This window comes from Bordetella genomosp. 13, from assembly GCF_002119665.1.
Taxonomy (GTDB): Bacteria; Pseudomonadota; Gammaproteobacteria; order Burkholderiales; family Burkholderiaceae_B; genus Bordetella.
The window spans coordinates 1479679-1499673 of record NZ_CP021111.1; the positions used below are offsets into that span (position 1 = coordinate 1479679).

Below are 19995 nucleotides of genomic sequence, written 5' to 3' on the forward strand. Positions count from 1 at the left end.
GCTACGGGTCCCCGCTGCGCTCTTATGGTGATTACCGAGTGCCTCCAGCCTGAACCAGCATCTCGACCGTCTCCAATATCTGACTCTCGGTATGAGACGCCGACACGAAGAACCGCAACCGCGCCGATTTTTCAGGCACCGCCGGGTACAGGATCGGCTGCACATTGATGCCGCGCTCGAACAACGTGGCCGACAATTTGGCGGCGCGCAGGGAACTGCCGACTATCGCCGGAATCACGGCGAAGCCGGTACTGTATCCGGTATCGATGCCCGCCGATCTGGCTTGGTCCAGCAGCAGGGCGCCGCGCTGCTGCACGGCGCTGACTCGTTCCGGCATTTCCAGCATGCGGCGCAGGGCCGCCAGGGATGCGGCCGCCACCGGCGGCGGCATGCCCACGCTGTACAGAAACCCTGGCGCCAGGAACTTCAAGTGCTCGACCAGCGCCGTTTCCCCGGCGATGTAGCCGCCGCAGCCCGCGAGCGCCTTGCTCAGAGTGCCCATCCAGATGTCCACGGCCTTTCCGGGCAGGCCGAAGTGTTCGCGGATGCCTCGGCCGGTAGCGCCCATCACCCCCAGCGAATGCGCTTCGTCCACCATGAGGAAAGCCTGATGCCGGCGCTTGATCTCGACGAAGCGTGGCAGGTCGGGGAAGTCGCCGTCCATGCTGTATATGCCTTCCAGCACGATCAGCACCCGTTCGAACTGGGGGCGCTGGTTCTCCAACAGCCTGTCCAGTGACTCGGCATCGTTGTGCGGAAAGGACAGCCGCTTGGCGCCCGACAGCTGTATGCCCTGCAGCACACTGTTGTGTATCAGTTCGTCGTGGACGACCAGATCGCGGGGGCCGAAAAGGTAGCCTATCGTGGTGACGTTGGCCGCATGGCCGCTGACAAACGTCACCGCGTCGTCGACGCCGTACAGTTCGGCCAAGGCCCGCTCGAGCTCGCGATGCACCGGGCGTTCGCCAGACACCAGACGACTGGCCGACACTGAGGTGCCATACCTGTCGATCGCGTCCTTGGCGGCCTGGGCGACAACCGGGTCCCCTGACATGCCCAGATAGTTGTAGCTGGCGAAGTTGACGTACTTCTTGCCGCCAATACGCGTCTCCGAGCCGGCCACACCTTCGTGCAGCTTGAAGAATGGGCTGCGCACGCCGATGCGCGCGGCGCCGTCGTTCATGATGCGCAGATGCCGGTAGCCCGGGTGGTGATCGAAGCGAGTGTAGGCCTCGGGGATGGATGGCCGGCCGGTCTGGGGCGCGGTCGGCGCCGGACGTCGCTCCTGATCCTTGTCCACCTGGCGCATCTTGCGCTCCAGGGCCTGCTGGATCAGCTTGTTCTTGAGGCCTGTCGTCAGGCCGGGCAATCCCTTTTTGTTGTCGCTCACAGAGTGTTCAATGAATCATGCGTTGTTTGGAGGACTGCGGCGCGGCCTTCAACTGATCGGCAATCTGCGCCACCACCTCGCTGGGCACATCGTCGTCGACGTGCTGCGCCACCACCTGAGCAACCTGACTGGTCACCGCGTCGGGCTGCTCGGCGCCTTCGCCGCGCAGCAGCTCGATAAGCTTGCGGGCGAGCCTGGAAATCGTCGGACTTTCGTTCAGCGCCATGACGGGCAGACGGATACCGAAGCGGTTTTCAAGGGCGACCACCAATTCCACGCCCATCAACGAGTCCAGCCCCATGTCGTAGATCGATCGTTCGGGATCGATCTTCTCGGCGGGGACGCGCAGAATCTCGCCGACTTCGCTCTTCAACATGTCCATGAAGACCGGATGAAGTTCCTCGTCATTCAGCGTCGCCAGGATATGCGCGATGTCGACGCTGCCGGCGTCATCCGCATCGGCGGTGCCGGCGCGCCGCGCCGCCCAGGCGAACTTCGGACTGTTGGCGCTGGGCAGAAAGCGCGTCAGGGCCCGCCAATCCAACTCGAGCACACCGAGGTCCGACGCATCGGCCAGCAGCATGTCTTCCAACACCTGCAACGCCGCTTCGGAGGACAACGCGCTGCCGCCCATGCGGCTTTGCAGTGCATCCTTCACCTTCTTGTTGCGCGCCAGATATCCGACGTCGTCGATGGCGCCCCAACGTACGCAGGTGGCCGGCAGTCCATTGGCCCGGCGTTGGCGGGCCAGCGCCTCGAGCCAGCCGTTGGCCGCGACGTAGTTCGCCTGGCCGGGATTGCCGAACAGCGTGGTGCCAGAAGAATAGAGCACGAAAAAATCAAGCGGCAGGCCGCGCGTCAGCGCGTCCAGGTGCAATGCGCCCAGCACCTTCGGAGCCAGCACGCGTTCGATCTGCGCCGCGTCGGCGCTGCGGACCAGCCCGTCGTCGATGACCATGGCGGCATGCACCAGGCCGCGCAGGGGCGGCATCCGAGCGTCGACATGCGCCAGCACGGCGGCCAGCGCCCCGCGGTCTGTGACGTCGCAGGCTTGCGCGTGCACGGTCACGCCACGCGCCTGGAGAGCCGCAATCAAGGTCCGGGCGACGTCCGACGTCGCGCCGCTGCGGCTGAGCAGAACCAGATGGCGCGCCCCTTTGTCCGCAAGCCACTGGGCCGTGCGCAAGCCGAATCCGGAGAGGCCGCCCGTGACCAGATAGGTGGCATCGGGGGACAACGCGAGTTTTGCAGACGGGGCGGCGGTCGCGCGGACGTCCCGGATGCCGTTGCGGTACGTCACGACGATCTTCCCGATCTGGCGCGCCTGCTGCATATGGCGGAAGGCATCGACGACGTTGTTGGCGTCGAAGGCCTGGTAGGGCAGCGGATGCAGCACGCCTTCGTGGAAGAGGGCCATGACTTCCGCGAACAGCTTGCGGGTCAGCGCCGGACGTTCCTGCATCAGTTGGTCAGCGTCGATGCCGAAGTAACTGATGTTGTTGCGGAATGGTCGAAGCCCGATGCGCGTGTTCTCGTAGAAGTCGCGCTTGCCCAATTCCAGGAAGCGACCGAACGGTTTGAGCACCTGCAGGTTGCGATTGATCGCTTCGCCGGCCAGCGAGTTGAGCACGACGTCGACGCCTTTGCCGCCCGTGCGGGCAAGGATCTCGTCGGCGAAGGACAATGAACGCGAGTCGTAGACGTACTCGACCCCCATTAGCCGTAGAAAGTCCCGTTTCTCATCGGACCCTGCGGTGGCATGTATCTCCGCTCCGCGCCACTGCGCGTACTGGATCGCGGCGATGCCCACCCCCCCGGCAGCGCCGTGTATCAGGACCTTCTCTCCTTCTTCGAGTCGCGCCAGGTGATGCAGCGCGTAGTACACCGTGAAGAAGGTGCTGGGTATCGTAGCGGCCGCCTCGAAAGACATGCCTTCGGGTATGCGCGACACCGCATCGATATGGGTCAGGGCGCGGGTGCCGAAGCTGGCGGGACCGAAGCCCACCACCGCGTCACCAGGCCGGTAGTCCGATACGTCGCTGCCCACGCGCTCGACGACCCCAGAGAACTCCAGGCCCAGCGTGGGACCGGCGAAGCCGTTCTCGATAGCTTCGTCCGACAGCAGCCCAAGGGCATACATCACATCGCGGAAGTTCAGGCCGGTGGCCTGGATGCGGATCTGGAGCTGCTCCGGCCCGGGCTCGGGCAACGGATGCCGCGTCCACTTCAAGTTGCGCAGCTGGCCCGGCAGCTCGAAGTCCAGGCGCACGGCGCCATCGTCCTGGGCAGCAGGGGCGGCAGCCGCGGGACGGGCATTGTGCCGCAGGCGAGGCGCCTGGCGCGTGCCATCGGGCCCGAGGACGATTTCCTGCTCGGCATCGGGTGACAGGAACTCCCGCAACAAGGCGCTGATGGACAGGCCGCCTTGCTGAGGCAGGTCCACCAGGCGCACGCTGAAGCCGGCGACTTCGTTGATCAGCGTGCGTCCGTAGTTCCAGAGCGCCGCATCGTTGAGCGCCCAAGGGCCCATGGACGTCGGCGCGGATGCCGTCTGGAACGGCGCGGCGCCAGCGGTCAGCAGCCACAGCGTCGTGGTCAACCCGCCATGCTCGCAGGCCTGGGCGAGTCCGGCTGCCAGGGCACACCGGTATACCTGCGTATCCAGTATCTGGCGCGCATCAGTGGCGTTCGGATCCAGGGCGAGGCCGTCCAGCAGCACAATGCCCTGGATGCGGCCTAGACGGGGCTGCACTTGCGCCAGCAGCGCCGACAGCTCCGCCGGCGGGCAGGCCTCTCGTATCAGCACAGGCGTGCCGGCCTCCGCCAGGCCGGCCGCCAGCCCATCGGCCAACTGGCGACTGGCCGATGGGGCGCTTCCGGAAAGCAGCAGCCAGCCGCCTTCGGACGTGGCTGTCGGCGTGGTATCCAGCTTCTCGTCGCGCCTGGCCGTCAACAGGTATGGGCCGCCGGCCGCGCCGGGAACGAACTCCAGGGGCTGTTCGCAGTGGAAGCCGCACTGGATCAGCAGCGCCTGCCAGTAGGCCAGCGGATACTGGATCGAGGTGTTGCCGCCGTCCACGCCGCTGGTCCACCAGGTCTGCTGGGCGCCGAAAATGAAGTCCAGCCATGCGGCGGGATGGAAACCGCGCAGGATCAGGGTGCCCCCTGGCTTCAGGTTTGCGCGCGTATAGCGCAGCACCTGTTCGATGGCTTCGGGCGTGTCGAAATCGCAGTGCAGGATAGCCAGGTCGGCGCTAACGCACGCGGCAGGTTCGGCGGCATCGATGAGACAGGTACGCAGGTCCGGATAGCGTTCCTGCAAGCGGACGGCATCTTCCAGCGCCGCGCGCGACGGCGTTGCGTAGACATAATCGCAGGACGCGGGGTCCAGCACGTGGCAGATGTCATGCGCGAACAAAGGCTGCGGTCCGCCGATCTCCAGCACGGCGATGCGCTGGCCGGCGCTGCGGGTTTGCATGGCATGGACCAGACGCTGCCGCAGTGCCGCTCCGATGCGTTGGCTCGCGTCCTCGCCCAACACCTGCTGGATGAGGGCGGTCGGGGTCACGCCGCGCGGGTAGAGGTCGGCCGCCGGCCGAGTGCCGGCCAGTACTTCGGGCAGATGCAGACCGATCCTGCCCACCGCGTGCACGATCGCGAAGTAGTCGGGATACTCGCGCACGAGACTGTTCCAGATGTCCGCGGCATGCGGATCACCGTCCTGCGGCGCGGCGAGCGACAGGTCGCCGCGGCCATTCGACGACAGGTCGCCCGATCGCTCGGCGCGGGCGATCAACCAATCCAGCAGCGCGGCGACTTCCGGGGCGGCGTCGCGGCGCGAGCGCACTACTGCCGCGCTCAAGCGGCCATCCGTCGAAAGGCCATATAGCGCGTGCGCCGCAAAGCGGTCGCACAGGCTTTCGAGCAGGGGATCCACCTCATGGACGTAGCGCTGGTGGAGTCGGTCGGCCTCGGCATGGCGTACGACTTCCGCTAGCGCGCCGCGCATAGCGGCAGTCCGCAGGGCCGCGTTGACCTCGGCACTCGCCGTCGGATGTGGACACGGTACGGCCGCGTAGTCCAAGAAGCTCAGATGGTCGGCGGCTGTCCTGGAAAGGCGCACGCTGCGGAACCGGGCATCCTGCACGATGGCGATCTGGCGTCCCTGCTCATCGAACAGCGCGAATTCCGCCGTCAAGGAGTGCGGCGAGCGCGCCAGCAGGCGGGCCTGCACGATCTGCGGTACGCCGCCCCGCTGCCAGCGCAACCGTCCGATCTTGGCCGGTACGAAAGCGATCCCCTGTCCCAGCGCGGAATCGTCCTTCAACATGTGGATGATCAGTTGGAACGTGCAGTCAAGCAGGGCGGGATGCAGCAGGCTGCCAGGCAAGCTGGCGTCCAGCACGGTATCCGGCCGCAATGTCGCCACCACGGCGCCAGGGGATTCGACCCACCCGCGAGCAACGGCCTGAAAGGCCGGCCCGTAATCCAGGCCCGCGGCCTTGGTCAGTGCCACGTGGTCCTGACCGGTGAAATCATGAGGGCGGTCGGGCAGGGCGGGCGCCGGCCGGTCCAGCAGCATGCTGCCCGCTTCGGCCAACACTCGTCCGCTGGCATGGCGGGTCCAGGGCGCGGAGCTCCCGACGTCGTTGCCCAACACGGCGAACCGACCGTCTGATGTGTCCAGCGACAGGCGCACCAGCTTCGAGGGCGCGGCGTTCAACAGCAGGGGCGCATGGATCTCGATTTCTTCGACGTGGGCGAACTCGGCCGGCTGCCATTGCAGTGCGACCGCCAGCGCCAGTTCCGCGAAGCCCGACCCCGGGAACACGGTGGCATCGCCGACCACATGGTCGGCGAGCCACGATGAAGACTGCGTGTCGAGCTGGTTCTCCCAGGTGTGATCGTGCTGGCGCAACCGATAGCCCAGCAGTTCATGTACACGTTTGCGTTCAAGCTGCCCCAGCGTCTGGGGTGTGACGGGATGCCAATGGCGTTCCCGCTGCCAGGGATAAGAGGGCAGCGTGACGTGGCGGCCAGCCCATGGGAATAGGAAGGACCAGTCGATGCTGGCACCGCTGAGCAGCAATTGACCCGCAGCATCCCGTACCCGGATCGGGTCATCGTCGCCCCGGGTGGCGGTGACGACGACCCGGCCAGTCAAGGACGCGGCTTTCAACGCATCGTTGACATACGAACGCAGCACGGGATGCGGACCGATCTCGGCATAGACGTTGAATCGCAGCTTGGCGAGTTGGGCCAGCGCCTGTTCGAAACACACGGGCTGGCGGATGTTGTGCCACCAGTATGCCGCGTCAAGCTGGGTGCCATGGATTTCCGCGCCGGTCACGGTGGAGAAGTACGGCGTGTGGTTCTCTCCGGGCGTCAGGGAGCTCAGCGCTTCCAGCAGCGGAGTCTTCAGCGTATCCATGGCACTGCTGTGGAACGCGTAGTCGAGGTCCAGCAGTCGATAGAACAGGCGCTGCTCCGCCATCATCCTGCCGATGCGTTCCAACGCGGCAGGATCGCCTGCTAGCGTCGCGCCGCGTGTGCTGTTGCTGCCCGCGACGCAGACCGCGTCCTCCAGGCCAAGCTGAGCAATCAATGCCGTGGCGGAAATGCCGTCGATGCCGACGGCCGCCATGCGTCCGTGGCCACGGGTGGCGCCCTGCAGCCGGCTGCGATGGAAGATTACTGCTACGGCGTCGTCCAGGGAGAGAGCGCCGCACGCCCAGGCCGCGGCGACTTCGCCAACGCTGTGGCCGACCACCGCTTCGGGTCGTACGCCGCGTTGAGCCAGCATGCGGGTAATGCCCAACTGCACAGCGAATAGGGCCGGTTGCGCGATCTCGGTGCGCTCGTAGTCGGTTGGGCCGTCCGTACGCCGCAGTCTCTGGGCAATGGACCAATCGGCATGCTGGGCGAACAGCGTGTCGATCTGCTCCACGGTTTCGGCAAATACCGGGTCGGTCATCAGTTTGCGGCCCATGCCGAGCCACTGCGACCCATTGCCGGAGTAGACAAATACCGGCCCGTTGGCATCGCCGAGCCGCTGGCCGGAACTGATATGGTGGCTGGGGGCTTCCCCCTGCGCGAACTGCTCCAGCAATTGCGCGATGGCCTCGTTGTCGTTGCCATAGACTACGGCGCGCTCTTCGTGCCAGTCGCGGCGATGGGCGGCGTGGTATGCCACATCATAAAGCGCGCGAGGGGAATGGCTGCGCAGGGCCTGCGCCATGCCGCGCGCGGCATCCTGCAGCGCCGCCTTGGTGCGACCCGAAATTACAACCGGTATGGCGGCGGTATTTGTCAGTTCGGCGGCACGCGGCGCCCCGAGCTTTGGAGGCGTCTGCAGAATGGCATGCGCGTTCGAGCCACCGAAGCCGAAGGAATTCACGCCTATCGTCAGTGTGCCGGTGTCGCGCAGCTTGCGGGCACGCGTGACGACTTCGATATTCCACTCGTCGAAGCAAATGTGAGGGTTGAGCGCGCTGATGCCGATGGTGGCGGGTACGACGCGATGCCGCAGACTGTAGATGGCCTTGACCAGGCCCGCGACGCCCGACGCAGCCTCGAGATGGCCCAGATTACTTTTGATCGAGCCGATAGGCAGCGGCGTCCCCGTGGGACGGAGCTGGCCAAGGGCAAAGCCGATGGCTCGCGCTTCGATCGGGTCGCCCACCGGTGTGCCGGTGCCGTGCGCTTCGATGTAGTCTATGTCGGACGCGGCAATGCCGGCCTCATCATAGATCTGTCGCATCAATGCGATCTGCGCATCCGGGTTCGGTACCGTCAAGCCCGACTTGCGGCCGTCGGTGTTTACTGACGTGCCAGCGACCACTGCCAGGATCGTATTGCCATCGTTCACCGCCTGCTCGTAGTCCTTCAGCAGGAACAGACCGCCACCCTCGGATCGCACGTAGCCGTCTCCCGCCGCATCGAAGACGCGGCAGCGGCCATGGGGCGACAGCATCGAGGCTTTCGAGAACGTGATGAAGCCATAAGGGTGCAGATGCAGGCTGATGCCCCCTGCGATGGCCTGGCTGATTTCGCCATTGGATATGGCGCGGCATGCCTGGTGAAAGGCGACCAAGGCGGACGAGCAGGCCGTGTCCACCGCCATGCTCGGCCCATGCAGGTCGAACACATAAGACAGGCGATTGGCTGCGATGCTGGCGGTATTTCCGGTTGCAAAAGAGGCGTCCAGCGCGTTGAAATCCTCCGCGAGCCGATACGAATAATCCGCGCTCGCGATCCCGATATATACGCCACAGTCGGTGCCGCGCATTGCCGAGGGCCTGACGCCCGCATTTTCGATGGCTTCCCAACACAATTCCAGCAGCACGCGCTGCTGCGGATCCATCAGGGCTGCTTCGCGGGGCGAGATGCCGAAAAAATCGGCATCGAACCCGGAGACGTCGCCGAGGGAGCCTGCGGAGAATGTATAGGAGGTGCCGGGGTGCTCTTTGCCAGGATGCAGGTAGGCATCGCGGGACCATCGATCAGGCGCGACCTCGGTTACGAGATCCTTGCCCTCGAGAAGATCGTTCCAGTACTGCTGGGTATTGGTACTGGGAAACCGGAACGACATTCCGACGATAGCAACACGCTTTGCCATATGAATTCTTTTTCCTTCGAGTAACGACTCGGGCATGCTTGGGAGGGGCGCCCTGGGGGGCATCGGGCGGTGACGGGCAGTCCGTAACCGCTAAGCCGAACATCAACTGCTGCTGTCGCAGGTGGCCAGGGAAATGCCGGGATAAGCGCGGCACAGAAAGCGGCGATCGTACGTCGGAGGAGGAGGGGCCTTCACGGTGTTCCATTGAATGCAGCGGCGTCCACTGTCGGACACAGGTCACGCATTTTATTGGAATCGCCTGGAACGCCGCCCCGAGGCCCCCGAGCGGCGCTCTTGGATTTGCTACTTGATGTACCCGTCAAGGCGCAATCGGCCCTGTTTACGGCGCGATATCTCCGAAGCTTAAGGAACCTCGCGGCAGGGAAGACCGTTTTGCCGCTGGCACGTTGGTAAATGCCTGATTGCAGGCGCGTCATGCCGGCCATCCGCATTATGGCCGACACATTTTTGAAATACTTATTTACAATAAACCGGGCTGTGGTGAGACCTGCGGGTTCAACACGACACCGCCGGAACCTTCGGCAAAGGCGCCGCCACACGCCAGGCCGCGCGCCGCCGCAGCGCGGTCAGCACCTTCAGCCCCGCCGGCCAGTCCCGCAACCCGCTCTCGGCATTCAGGTGTCCACCGCCGTGTACCACCACCAGCCGGCTGCCCCAATCTCGCGCGAACTGCTCGGCGCGATTCAGGCTGCAATAAGGATCGTCGTCACTCGCCACCACCACGCTCTGAAAGGGTAGCGGCAGCCTGGGGATCGGGGCGAAGCCGCGCAGGCACTCGGGCGCGTCGGGCCGTTCGACGTCCGCAGGCGCGACCAGCATGGCGCCCGCCACGCGCGAGCGCAACGGCACGGGAAGGCTGGCCACGGCCAGGCATCCCAGGCTGTGCGCGATCAACAGGGCGGGGCAGGTAGCGGCATCCACGCTGGCGGCGACCGCGGCATGCCATGTCGCCGGACGCGGCTCGGTCCAACTGGGCTGGCGCACGCGCACGGCATGCGGCAACGACTGTTCCCACAGCGTTTGCCAATGGCCGGGGCCGGAGTCTTTCCACCCGGGGACGATAATGGGTTGAAGTCTCATGGGCAGGATCATGCCGCCCGTCTTATACAACGCAAACGAATTAATCCTCCATTGCATATGCTGCAATGCATATAACGATGCGAGTACGGCGGGCGCAGCCTTGGGTGTATGCTTGCGCCCGTGCCTGACCAGGCACGGGAGCAGGCCGCAGGCTACTCGCCCGGGGCCGGAGATCACAAGACGACAAAGGAGGTTCGCATGAGCAAGCAATCCCACATCCGGCTGGCGCCCATCTGCGCTGCCCTGGCCATGGTGGCCGGCCTGTCGCTGTCGACCGGCGCCCAGGCGCAGAACATCAAGATCGCCGTCGTTGGCCCCACCACCGGCGCGCTGACGCAGTACGGCGACATGGTGCGCGAGGGCGTCGAGACCGCCATCGAACGCGTCAATGCCCAGGGCGGCATCAACGGCAAGAAGCTGGAGGCCGTGCTGATCGACGACGGCTGCGAACCCAAGCAGGGTCCGGTGGCGGCCAATCGCGTCGTCAATGACAAGATCGGCTTCGTCGTGGGCCACGTGTGTTCGGGCGCGACCATCGCGGCCACCGAGATCTACAACAACGAAGGCGTGGTCATGGTCACCCCCTCGGCCACGTCGCCCGCCGTGACCGACGGGAAGAACTACGAGTTCATCTTCCGCACCATCGGCCGCGACGACCAGCAGGGTCCCGCCGCTGCCACCTTCATCGCGCAGAAGATCAAGCCCAAGAAAGTGGGCGTGCTGCACGACAAGCAGTCGTACGGCCAGGGCATCGCCACCGCGGTGCGCGACACGCTGGGCAAGAGCGGCATCGAGGTCGCGATGTTCGAAGGCATCAATGCCGGCGACAGCGACTACTCGGCGGTCATCACCAAGCTGAAGAGCGCGGGCGTGGACTTCGTCTACTACGGCGGCTACCACCCCGAGATGGGCCTGCTGCTGCGCCAGGCTTCCGAACAGGGCCTGAAGGCGCGCTTCATGGGCCCCGAGGGCGTGGGCAATCCCGACATCAATGCCATCGCCGGCGGCGCGGTCGAAGGCATGCTGGTGACGCTGCCCGCCGACTTCACGCAGAACCCGGCCAATGCCGACATCGTGAAGGCGTTCAAGGACAAGAAGCGCAACCCGGGCGGCGCGTTCCAGATGACGGCCTATTCGGCCACGCAGGTCATTGCGGACGGCATCAAGGGCGCGGGCAGCACCGATCCCGCCAAGGTGGCGGCGTACCTGCACGCCAACAGCTTCGACACGCCCATCGGCAAGGCTTCCTGGAACAAGCAGGGCGACCTGACCAACTTCGAGTTCGAAGTGTTCACCTGGCACAAGGACGGCAGCAAGACCGCGTTCAAGTAAGCGCCAGTGGCTGCGCGGGGCCGGCCGCCTCGTTCCGATGGAACGGGCCGCCGGCCCTGTGCTTTTCTACGGGCGCGGAGGGCGCTTCGTCAGTATGTGGCGTCGCCGGCGGCCGGCCGTCGCGGCGCCGCGGGGTCTTTGAAACTGGCCGCGAGCGTGCGCGCGGCGCCGGCCAGCAGGGAAGTGTCCACGCCCACCGCCACGAACAGCGCGCCGGCCTGCAGATACTGCCGCGCCAGCTTGGGATCGGACGCCAGGATGCCGGGAGCCTTGCCGGCGGCTCGCACCTGCGCGATGCCTGACAGGATCGCGCGCTGCACGTCGGGATGGCCGGGATTGCCCAAGTGTCCCATCGAAGCCGAGAGGTCGGCGGGGCCGAAGAACACGCCATCGACGCCGTCGACGCGCGCGATCGCGTCCAGGTTGCGCAGGGCCGCCGCGCTTTCGACCTGCACCAGCAGGCACATCTCCGCATCGGCTCGGTGCACGTAGTCGGGGATCTGATTCCAGCGCGAGGACCGGGCCAGTACGCTGCCCACCCCGCGTATGCCGGCGGGCGGATAGCGCGTGGCGACCACCATCCGCGCCGCCTGCTCGGCGGTCTCGACCATCGGAATCAGCAGGGTCTGCGCGCCCACGTCCAGCAGTTGCTTGATCAGCGCCACGTCGCCGATGGGCGGGCGCACCGCGGGATGCGAGGGATAGGGCGCGATCGCCTGAAGCTGCGCCAGCACGCTGCGCACGTCGTTGGGCGCATGTTCGCCGTCGATCAGCAGCCAGTCGAAGCCGGAGCCTGCCAGCAGTTCGGCGGCATAGGCGTCGGCCAGGCCGACCCACAGGCCGATCTGCGGCCGGCCGGCCAGCAGCGCTTGCTTGAAGTGATTGTGGGGCAGGTCCATGGAAGCGCCTTGTTCAGACGAAACGGAACGACACGGCGCCCAGCGGGCCGTAGTCGACGTGGAAGGTGTCGCCGGGGCGGCCCGGCGTGGGACGGGTGAACGAGCCCGCCAGCACGATGTCGCCGGCGTCGAGCTGCTCGCCATGCGCCGCGATCTTGTTGGCCAGCCAGGCGATGCCGTTGGCGGGATGGTTCAGCACGGCGGCGGCCAGGCCCGACTCTTCGATGACGCCATTGCGGTGCAGCAGCGCGCCGACCCAGCGCAGGTCCACGCTGTCGGGCTTGATGGGCCGGCCGCCCAGCACCACGCCCGCGTTGGCGGCGAAGTCCGAGATGGTGTCGAACACCTTGCGCGGCGCCCGGGTCTCGCGGTCGAACTGCTCGATGCGCGCGTCGATGATCTCCACCGCCGGCACGACGTAGTCGGTGACCGCCAGGGCCTGGTACAGGTTGACGTCGGGGCCGCGCAGCGGCTCGCGCAGCACGAAGGCCAGTTCGACCTCGATGCGGGGCGAAATGAAGCGGTCGAAGGGGATGTCGCTGCCGGTCTGGAAGAACATGTCGTCCATCAGAGGCGCATAATCGGGCTCGTCTATCTGCGACGAGAGCTGCATCGCGCGCGAGGTCAGGCCGATCTTGCGGCCGCGGATGCTGCGCCCGTCCGCCATTTCCAGGCGCACCCATTCCGACTGGATGCGGTAGCCGTCCTCGATCGTCATGTCCGGATGCTGGGCGGAGAAATGGCGCAGCTGCGTGCGTGTCTTGCGCGCCTGGTAGAGCTGGCGGGCAAGCGAGGAGACGGTGTCGGACGAGAGCATGGGCGGACTGTGATGCGGCGGTGAGAGGCGGACCGCGGCCTCGGGTCGGCAACCCGGCCGCGGCGGATGTCAGGCGGGCACGTCGTCGCCGACGATGGTGTTGATCAGGCGGCCGATTCCTTCGACTTCGGTAATGATCTCGTCGCCCACGGCGGCATCGGACACGCCGTCGGGCGTGCCGGTCAGGATGACGTCGCCGGGGTTCAGCGTCATGAAGCTCGACAGATATGCGATCAGCGTCGGGATGTCGAACACCATGTCGCGCGTGTTGCCGTCCTGCGTGGGCTTGCCGTTGACCCAGCTGCGCAGCCGCAGGTTCATGGGATCGGGCACGTCGGCGGCGTCCACCAGCCACGGGCCGATGGGCGTGCCGGCATCCCGGCTTTTCACGCGCAGGTTGGGGCGGTAGTAGTTTTCCAGGTAGTCGCGGATGGCGTAGTCGTTGGCCACGGTGTAGCCGCCGATGACCTCGTACGCGCGTTCCTTCGGCACGTGCTTGCAGCGCTGGCCGATGACCACCGCCAGTTCGCACTCGTAATGCATGTAGGCCACGCCGGCCGGCCGGCGGGTGGTGCGGCGATGCCCGGTCAGCGAGCCCGGGCCCTTCAGGAATACCACCGGCGCGTCGGGCGCCTTCTTGAAGGCGATCTCCTTGGCATGGTCGGCGTAATTCAACGCGAGCACGAAAATGGTGCCCACTTCGAGCGGCGGCAGCCAGGTGACCTCGGTCTCTTCCAGGACGCGACCGTCGCTGAGCTGGATCTTGTCGCCGTCGACGTCGGTGGCGTCGTAGGTTTCGCCTTCGTAGAGGACGCGGGCGCGCTTCATGCGTGGGCTCCTTCGGCGACCAGGCTGTGCTCCAGGCTGCCCAGCCCGGCGACGTCGATGCGGACGTGGTCGCCGGGCCGCGCCAGCGGGGCGCCTTCGGGGGCGCCGACCAGCAGCACGTCGCCGGCGGACAGGGTCATGTCCGCGCTGACGTCGGCGATGAGCTGCGGGATGGAGCGGTGCAGTCCTTCGAGGCTGCGGCGGTGCGCCAGTTTGCCGTTGATGGAGATGTCGATGCGCGCCGTGTCGGGCTCGAAGTCGGGTTGGGGCAGCAGGCGCGGCGTGATCGGGCAGAAGCCGTCGCGGCAGCGCTGCAGCAGCGGCGGACGGTACAGGTCGTCATGGGGCAGCGTGATGTCGCTGGCGATGACGAAGCCTGCCACGTGGCTCATGGCGCTATGCGGCTCGACGCGCCGCGTGTCGCACAGGAAAACGACGCCCAGCGTGGCATCGATGCGGACCACGCCGGGGTCGGACGGTACCTCGACCTGCGCGCCCGGCGGGGCGTAGGTGTTGGCCGGCTTGATATATAGCACCGGGTTCACCGGCGGCGCCTTGTACGGCTGCTGGGTGAATGCGCCAGCCATCCGCGTGAGCGTGGCCCGGTCGTTCAACAGCGTGCCGTAGATGACACGAGGAGAGGAAAAGCAATTCGCCATGCTTGCTTTTTGCAGCGCTGCCTGTGAGGCCTGGGGCAGCGCCGAACCCTATGCGGGTGTGTTAATGTGCAGCTCGATAATTAACAAGTTAACTATATCAAGCGGGCCCTTGCGGCGCAAGGTTTCGAACGATTGTTGCCTGACACGAGGTGCGCAGTCAGCCATCCTTATGGTCGAACTAGAATAGCGGCGTGGAACACACAGACCTTGGCCGGGGCGCGGCCCCACCGGACGACATGCGGGAAGGCCTGCGCGCCTTCTCGCGCTCGCTTCCCATGACCTTGTTGCGCGCGCGCGAAGCCGTGATGGGCCGTTTCCGCGTGATCCTGCGCGACCATGGCCTGACAGAACAGCAATGGCGGGTGCTGCGCGCCCTCAACGCGTCCAGCGAGCCCATGCGCGCCAGCGAACTGTCCGACCGCACGTTCATCAGCATGCCAAGCCTGTCGCGCCTGCTGAAAACGCTGGAAGCACGCGGCGCCATCGAGCGCGCGGCGCACCAGGACGACCTGCGGGTCGCCCAGTTGTCCATCAGCAAGGGCGGCAAAGACCTCGTGGCCATTGTCGGTCCGCTCACCGAGGACACTTATGGCGAGATCACGGCGCTCGTCGGGGCAGAGGAACTCGAGCAGTTGCAGCGGCTGCTGAATCACGTGACGGCCAGCCTAGGTCTGCCGCGCTGAGCGGGGTGGCTCGGTCGGGCCCTGCTGCCTGCCTGTACAGTCGTGCGGCAGCCATGCATACACCATGGCGGTGGACGGCCGGAAAGGCGAGGGCTCTCGACTAGGCACGCTCTACAGGCCTTCCACGCGCCGTCCGCTGTCCGTTTCGAACCAATGCAGCGGATGACGTCCGTCAGGACCGATCTGCACCTGGTCGGTGACCTTCGACGGCGAATCGCTCAGCTGCCGCGTGGAGCAGCGCACGACCAGCATGGCATCTCCGCTGCGGCAATGCACCAGTTGCTCAGAGCCGAGCGTCTCGATCATCTCGACGGTGGCCGTGACGCCGCGGGTGTTCAGCAGCATGTGTTCGGGCCGCATGCCCATGACGACGCGGCGGCCGCGTACGGCCTGCGGCACGTCCAGCGGCGATATGTCGAGCGGCGCGCCGTTGGCCGTCTGCACGGTGCCATCGCCGGCCACCTGTACCCGCAGCAGGTTCATGGGCGGCGAGCCGATGAAGCCTGCCACGAACGTCGAGGCCGGTTTCTCGAACACTTCCATGGGGGTGCCGATCTGTTCGGGCACGCCCTGGTTCATCACCACCATGCGATGCGCCAGCGTCATGGCCTCGACCTGGTCGTGCGTGACGTACAGGCTGGTGGTGCCCAGGCGCCGGTGAAGTTTCAGGATCTCCAGGCGCATGGCCACGCGCAGCTTGGCGTCCAGGTTGGACAGCGGCTCGTCGAACAGGAACACCTTGGGCTCGCGCACGATGGCCCGCCCCATGGCCACGCGCTGGCGCTGGCCGCCCGACAATTGGCGGGGCCGCCGGTCGAGCAGCTTGCCCAGTTCCAGGATCTGCGCGGCCGCTTCGACGCGCTTGCGGATCTCGTCGCGCGGCAGCTTGCGGATCTTCAGACCGTAGGCCATGTTGTCGTACACGCTCATGTGCGGGTACAGCGCGTAGTTCTGGAACACCATGGCGATGTCGCGCTCGGCCGGCTCCAGGTCGTTGACCACCTGGCCGTCGATGCGGATCTGGCCCTCGGTGATGGTCTCCAGCCCGGCCACCATGCGCATCAGGGTGCTCTTGCCGCATCCCGACGGACCCACGATGACGATGAACTCGCCGTCGGCCACCTCCATGTCGATGCCGTGGATCGCCGGCACGTTGCCGGCGTAGATCTTCTTGACTCGCTCGAAGCTCAGAGTTGCCATACGGATATCTAGGTTAAGAATGTCAAGCCGAAGAACGCGCCCCCTTGGGGGGCAGCAAGCCGAAGGCGCGGCGTGGGGGCATCATTTTTCAGTGTCGACCAGGCCCTTGACGAACCACTTCTGCATCAGGATCACCACCAGCGCGGGCGGCAGCATCGCCAGGATGGCGGTGGCCATGGTGATGTTCCATTCGGTGACGCTGTCGCCACCGCTGATCATGCGCTTGATGCCGATGACCACGGGATACATGTCTTCCTGCGTGGTAATCAGCAGCGGCCACAGATACTGGTTCCAGCCATAGATGAACTGGATGACGAACAGCGCCGCGATGCTGGTGCGCGACAGCGGCAGCAGCACGTCGAAGAAGAAGCGCATCGGCCCCGCGCCGTCGATGCGGGCGGCCTCGATCAGTTCGTCGGGCACGGTCAGGAAGAACTGGCGGAACAGGAACGTGGCGGTGGCCGACGCGATCAGGGGCAGCGTCAGGCCCGCGTAGCTGTTCAGCAGTCCCAGGTCGGCCACCACCTTGTATGTCGGCGCGATGCGGACCTCGACCGGCAGCATCAGTGTGACGAAGATCATCCAGAAGAAGAACATGCGGCCCGGGAATCGGAAGTACACCACCGCGAAGGCCGACAGCAGCGAGATGGCGATCTTGCCCAGCGAGATCGCCAGCGCCATGATGAGGCTGACCGTCATCATGCGGCCCACCGGCGCGCCCGACGATCCGCCGCCGGACCCCGCGAAGAGGGCGCGCATGTAGTTGTCGACGAAGTGCGGTCCGGGGATCAGCGACATGGGCGCCGAGGCGACCTCCTGCGCGGTCTGGGTCGACGCGACGAAGGTCACGTAAATGGGAAAGGCCACCAGCGCCACCCCGCACAGCAGGATGATGTGCGCCAGCGCGTCGAGCCAGGGACGGCGTTCTACCATGATGGGATGCCTCGTATCGCCGAATCAGTACTGGACCTTGCGGTCGATGTAGCGGAACTGCACCACCGTGAGCGCGATCACGATCAGCATCAGCACGACCGACTGCGCTGCCGACGAGCCCAGGTCCAGGCCGCGAAAGCCGTCGCTGTATACCTTGTAGACCAGGATGGCGGTGGATGTGCCGGGGCCGCCCTGCGTGGTGGTGTCGATTACCGCGAAGGTGTCGAAGAAGGCATAGATGACGTTGACCACCAGCAGGAAGAAAGTCGTCGGCGACAGCAGGGGAAACACGATGGTCCAGAAGCGGCGCGACGGCGAGGCGCCGTCGATGGCGGCGGCCTCGATCAGCGAGCGTGGAATCGATTGCAGGCCGGCGAGGAAAAACAGGAAGTTGTACGAGATCTGCTTCCAGACCGCGGCGATGAGCACCAGGATCAGGGCCTGGTCGCCGTCCAGGCGCGGATTCCAGGGCACGCCCATGCCGTTCAGGGCGGCGGCCAGGATACCCACCGAGGGCGAGAACAGGAACAGCCACAGTACGCCCACCACGGCGGGGGCCACGGCATACGGCCAGATCAGCAGCGTCTTGTACAGGCCGGCGCCGCGCACCACGCGGTCCGCCATCACCGCCAGCAGCAGCGCCAGGGCCAGCCCCACGAAAGCCACCAGCGCCGAGAAGACGGCGGTGACGCGGAAGGATTCGAGATAGCTGTCCTGCGAGAACAGGTCGGCGAAATTGGCCAGGCCGACGAATTCCGAGGACAGGCCGAAGGCGTCTTCGAGGCGCAGCGACTGCCACATGGCCTGGCCGGCGGGCAGGAAGAAAAACACGGCCGTGATGACCAGCTGTGGCGCCAGCAGCAGATAGGGCAGGGTCTTGTGGCCGAATACGACGCGTTTTTCCATGTGATGCTCCGGGCCCTGGCGGCAGAAACGAGAGAGGCGGCGGTTCCGGTGAACCGCCGCCTTCGTGGATAACGGCCGCGCGCGGCGCGGCTTGAATCGGAACGTCGAATGAACGTCCGCGCTACCTCCGGGCCCCGGGGCGGCGGGACTCAGTTGGCGCTCTTCTGGAACTTCTCGAGCAGTTCGTCGCCCCGCTTCGTGATGTTGGCCAGGCCATCCTTGGCCGTGGTCTTGCCCGAGACGATGCGCTCGATCTCGGCATCCTCGATCTCGCGGATCTGCGGCAGGAAGCCCAGGCGAACGCCGCGCGACTGCGCGGTGGTCTCGACGTTGAGCTGCTTCACGCCGACGTCGGTGCCGGGATTCTTGCCGTAGAAACCGTCCTTCAGCGTCTGCTCGTAGGCCGCCTTGGTGACGGGCACGTAGCCGGTCTCCTGGTGCCAGCGCGCGGCGATGGCGGGGCTGGCCAGGAACTTGAAGAACTTGGTCACGCCCTTGTAGACCTCGGGCTTCTTGTTGGCGAAGACCCACAGCGACGCGCCGCCGATGATGGTGTTCTGCGGCGCGCCCTTGACGTCGCCGTAGTAGGGCACGGTAGAGGTGCCGAACTCGAACTTGGCATTCTTGGCGATGTTGGCGCGCAGGCCGCTGGAACCGGTGATCATGGCGCATTTGCCGCTGATGAACAGCGAGTTCGGCTCGTCGCCGCGTCCGCCATACTGGAAGATGCCTTCCTTGCCGAGCTTGGCCAGGTTCTCCATGTGGCGCACGTGCAGGTCGGTGTTGACCGCCAGGCGCGCGTCCAGGCCGCCGAAGCCGTTGTCCTTGGTGGCGTACGGCACGTTGTGCCAGGCCGAGAACGTTTCCAGCTGCACCCACGACGGCCACGAGGTGGTGTAGCCGCATTCCTGGCCGGCGGCCTTCAGTTTCTGGCCGGCGGCGGCCAGTTCTTCCCAGGTCTTGGGCGGCTTTTCGGGATCCAGGCCGGCCTTCTTGAAGGCATCCTTGTTGTAGTAGAAAACGACCGTCGAGCTGTTGAAGGGCATCGACTCGAGCTTGCCGTCGGGCGACGAGTAGTAGCCCGCCACCGCGCCGATGAATTCCTTCGGGTCGATCGGGTCGCCCGCTTCCTCGGACATCTGCTGCACCGGCTTGATGGCGCCCTTGGCGTACATCATGGTGGCAGTGCCGACTTCGAATACCTGCAGGATGTCGGGCGCGTTGCCGGCGCGGAACGCGGCGATGCCCGCGTTCATCGATTCGCCGTAGTTGCCCTTGTAGACGGCCCTGACCTGGTATTCGGTGTTGCTCTTGTTGAAGTCGTTGACCAGGGCATTCACCCGGTCGCCCAGGGCGCCTTCCATGGAGTGCCAGAACTGGATTTCAGTGGCGGCATGGGCCGGCAGACCGGCCACGGCGGCCAGGATCGCGGCAGCGCCCAGCGCCAGACGAGGGGTGCGCATGTGAGGGTTCCTCCGTTCGTGTGCTTCGGCATCGTGGTCGATGCAAGCGACACACCTTATGAATTGTTTGTGTCAGTGGCGTGACTTTCACATCGTCGGCGCGGCGTGTCAATTCTTCGGGCATGGCCGAACGCGGTAGCGGTACGTAGTTGCCGCAAGAGATGAA

Annotated in this window: 13 protein-coding genes; 2 read left to right on the forward strand and 11 right to left on the reverse strand. The window is 65.8% G+C overall.

All coding sequences use genetic code 11. The annotated features are described in order from the left end of the window. Window positions 1-31: 31 nt before the first annotated feature. From CAL15_RS06585 to CAL15_RS06595, 3 genes are all read right to left on the reverse strand, one after another. Window positions 32-1369, reverse strand: a complete 1338-nt coding sequence (locus tag CAL15_RS06585) for an aminotransferase class I/II-fold pyridoxal phosphate-dependent enzyme (protein WP_232468137.1) — start codon at window positions 1367-1369, stop codon at window positions 32-34. 28 nt (window positions 1370-1397) lie between these two features. Then, complete coding sequence (locus CAL15_RS06590) at window positions 1398-9008, reverse strand: type I polyketide synthase (protein ID WP_086077848.1); 7611 nt, start codon at window positions 9006-9008, stop codon at window positions 1398-1400. 516 nt (window positions 9009-9524) lie between these two features. Then, window positions 9525-10109 (reverse strand): RBBP9/YdeN family alpha/beta hydrolase, encoded by a 585-nt coding sequence (locus CAL15_RS06595; protein ID WP_086080967.1) that lies wholly within the window; start codon window positions 10107-10109, stop codon window positions 9525-9527. 198 nt (window positions 10110-10307) lie between these two features. On the opposite strand from CAL15_RS06595, the gene CAL15_RS06600 reads away from it, so the two are divergent. Beyond that, on the forward strand, window positions 10308-11441 hold the full coding sequence (locus tag CAL15_RS06600) for a branched-chain amino acid ABC transporter substrate-binding protein (protein ID WP_086077849.1): 1134 nt from the start codon (window positions 10308-10310) through the stop codon (window positions 11439-11441). An 89-nt stretch (window positions 11442-11530) separates the two neighbouring features. Here CAL15_RS06600 and hpaI read toward each other — a convergent pair whose 3' ends face one another. The 4 genes from hpaI to CAL15_RS06620 all read right to left on the reverse strand — a co-directional run bounded on the left by hpaI (window position 11531) and on the right by CAL15_RS06620 (window position 14644). Further along, on the reverse strand, window positions 11531-12340 hold the full coding sequence (hpaI, locus tag CAL15_RS06605; protein ID WP_086077850.1) for a 4-hydroxy-2-oxoheptanedioate aldolase: 810 nt from the start codon (window positions 12338-12340) through the stop codon (window positions 11531-11533). 13 nt (window positions 12341-12353) lie between these two features. Further along, window positions 12354-13157 carry a 2-oxo-hept-4-ene-1,7-dioate hydratase gene (hpaH, locus tag CAL15_RS06610; RefSeq protein WP_086077851.1) on the reverse strand — a complete coding sequence of 268 codons (804 nt, stop codon included), beginning with the start codon at window positions 13155-13157 and terminating at the stop codon, window positions 12354-12356. A gap of 69 nt (window positions 13158-13226) precedes the next feature. Continuing rightward, entirely contained in the window at window positions 13227-13985 is a 759-nt protein-coding gene (locus tag CAL15_RS06615) for a fumarylacetoacetate hydrolase family protein (RefSeq protein ID WP_086077852.1), read from the reverse strand. After that, window positions 13982-14644 (reverse strand): fumarylacetoacetate hydrolase family protein, encoded by a 663-nt coding sequence (locus CAL15_RS06620; RefSeq protein ID WP_086077853.1) that lies wholly within the window; start codon window positions 14642-14644, stop codon window positions 13982-13984. The genes CAL15_RS06615 and CAL15_RS06620 overlap by 4 nt, the downstream gene beginning before the upstream one ends. Window positions 14645-14835: 191 nt before the next feature. On the opposite strand from CAL15_RS06620, the gene hpaR reads away from it, so the two are divergent. Beyond that, complete coding sequence (gene hpaR, locus CAL15_RS06625) at window positions 14836-15327, forward strand: homoprotocatechuate degradation operon regulator HpaR (RefSeq protein ID WP_232468138.1); 492 nt, start codon at window positions 14836-14838, stop codon at window positions 15325-15327. 111 nt (window positions 15328-15438) lie between these two features. Here hpaR and CAL15_RS06630 read toward each other — a convergent pair whose 3' ends face one another. From CAL15_RS06630 to ugpB, 4 genes are all read right to left on the reverse strand, one after another. Beyond that, window positions 15439-16527 (reverse strand): sn-glycerol-3-phosphate import ATP-binding protein UgpC, encoded by a 1089-nt coding sequence (locus CAL15_RS06630; RefSeq protein WP_086077855.1) that lies wholly within the window; start codon window positions 16525-16527, stop codon window positions 15439-15441. An 81-nt stretch (window positions 16528-16608) separates the two neighbouring features. After that, window positions 16609-17460: a sn-glycerol-3-phosphate ABC transporter permease UgpE gene (gene ugpE / locus CAL15_RS06635; RefSeq protein WP_086077856.1), complete on the reverse strand. Its 852-nt coding sequence runs from the start codon at window positions 17458-17460 to the stop codon at window positions 16609-16611. A 24-nt stretch (window positions 17461-17484) separates the two neighbouring features. Then, complete coding sequence (gene ugpA, locus CAL15_RS06640; RefSeq protein WP_086077857.1) at window positions 17485-18366, reverse strand: sn-glycerol-3-phosphate ABC transporter permease UgpA; 882 nt, start codon at window positions 18364-18366, stop codon at window positions 17485-17487. A gap of 149 nt (window positions 18367-18515) precedes the next feature. Next, window positions 18516-19829 carry a sn-glycerol-3-phosphate ABC transporter substrate-binding protein UgpB gene (gene ugpB / locus CAL15_RS06645; RefSeq protein WP_086077858.1) on the reverse strand — a complete coding sequence of 438 codons (1314 nt, stop codon included), beginning with the start codon at window positions 19827-19829 and terminating at the stop codon, window positions 18516-18518. Between the last annotated feature and the right edge of the window lie 166 nt (window positions 19830-19995).

Coding starts and splice junctions, on each gene's coding strand:
- ugpB (WP_086077858.1), bottom strand. CDS start 19,829: ATGCGCACCCCTCGTCTGGCGCTGGGCGCTGCCGCGATCCTGGCCGCC.
- CAL15_RS06630 (WP_086077855.1), bottom strand. CDS start 16,527: ATGGCAACTCTGAGCTTCGAGCGAGTCAAGAAGATCTACGCCGGCAAC.
- hpaH (WP_086077851.1), bottom strand. CDS start 13,157: ATGCTCTCGTCCGACACCGTCTCCTCGCTTGCCCGCCAGCTCTACCAG.
- ugpE (WP_086077856.1), bottom strand. CDS start 17,460: ATGGTAGAACGCCGTCCCTGGCTCGACGCGCTGGCGCACATCATCCTG.
- ugpA (WP_086077857.1), bottom strand. CDS start 18,366: ATGGAAAAACGCGTCGTATTCGGCCACAAGACCCTGCCCTATCTGCTG.
- CAL15_RS06595 (WP_086080967.1), bottom strand. CDS start 10,109: ATGAGACTTCAACCCATTATCGTCCCCGGGTGGAAAGACTCCGGCCCC.
- CAL15_RS06615 (WP_086077852.1), bottom strand. CDS start 13,985: ATGAAGCGCGCCCGCGTCCTCTACGAAGGCGAAACCTACGACGCCACC.
- hpaI (WP_086077850.1), bottom strand. CDS start 12,340: ATGGACCTGCCCCACAATCACTTCAAGCAAGCGCTGCTGGCCGGCCGG.
- CAL15_RS06600 (WP_086077849.1), top strand. CDS start 10,308: ATGAGCAAGCAATCCCACATCCGGCTGGCGCCCATCTGCGCTGCCCTG.
- CAL15_RS06590 (WP_086077848.1), bottom strand. CDS start 9,008: ATGGCAAAGCGTGTTGCTATCGTCGGAATGTCGTTCCGGTTTCCCAGT.
- CAL15_RS06620 (WP_086077853.1), bottom strand. CDS start 14,644: ATGGCGAATTGCTTTTCCTCTCCTCGTGTCATCTACGGCACGCTGTTG.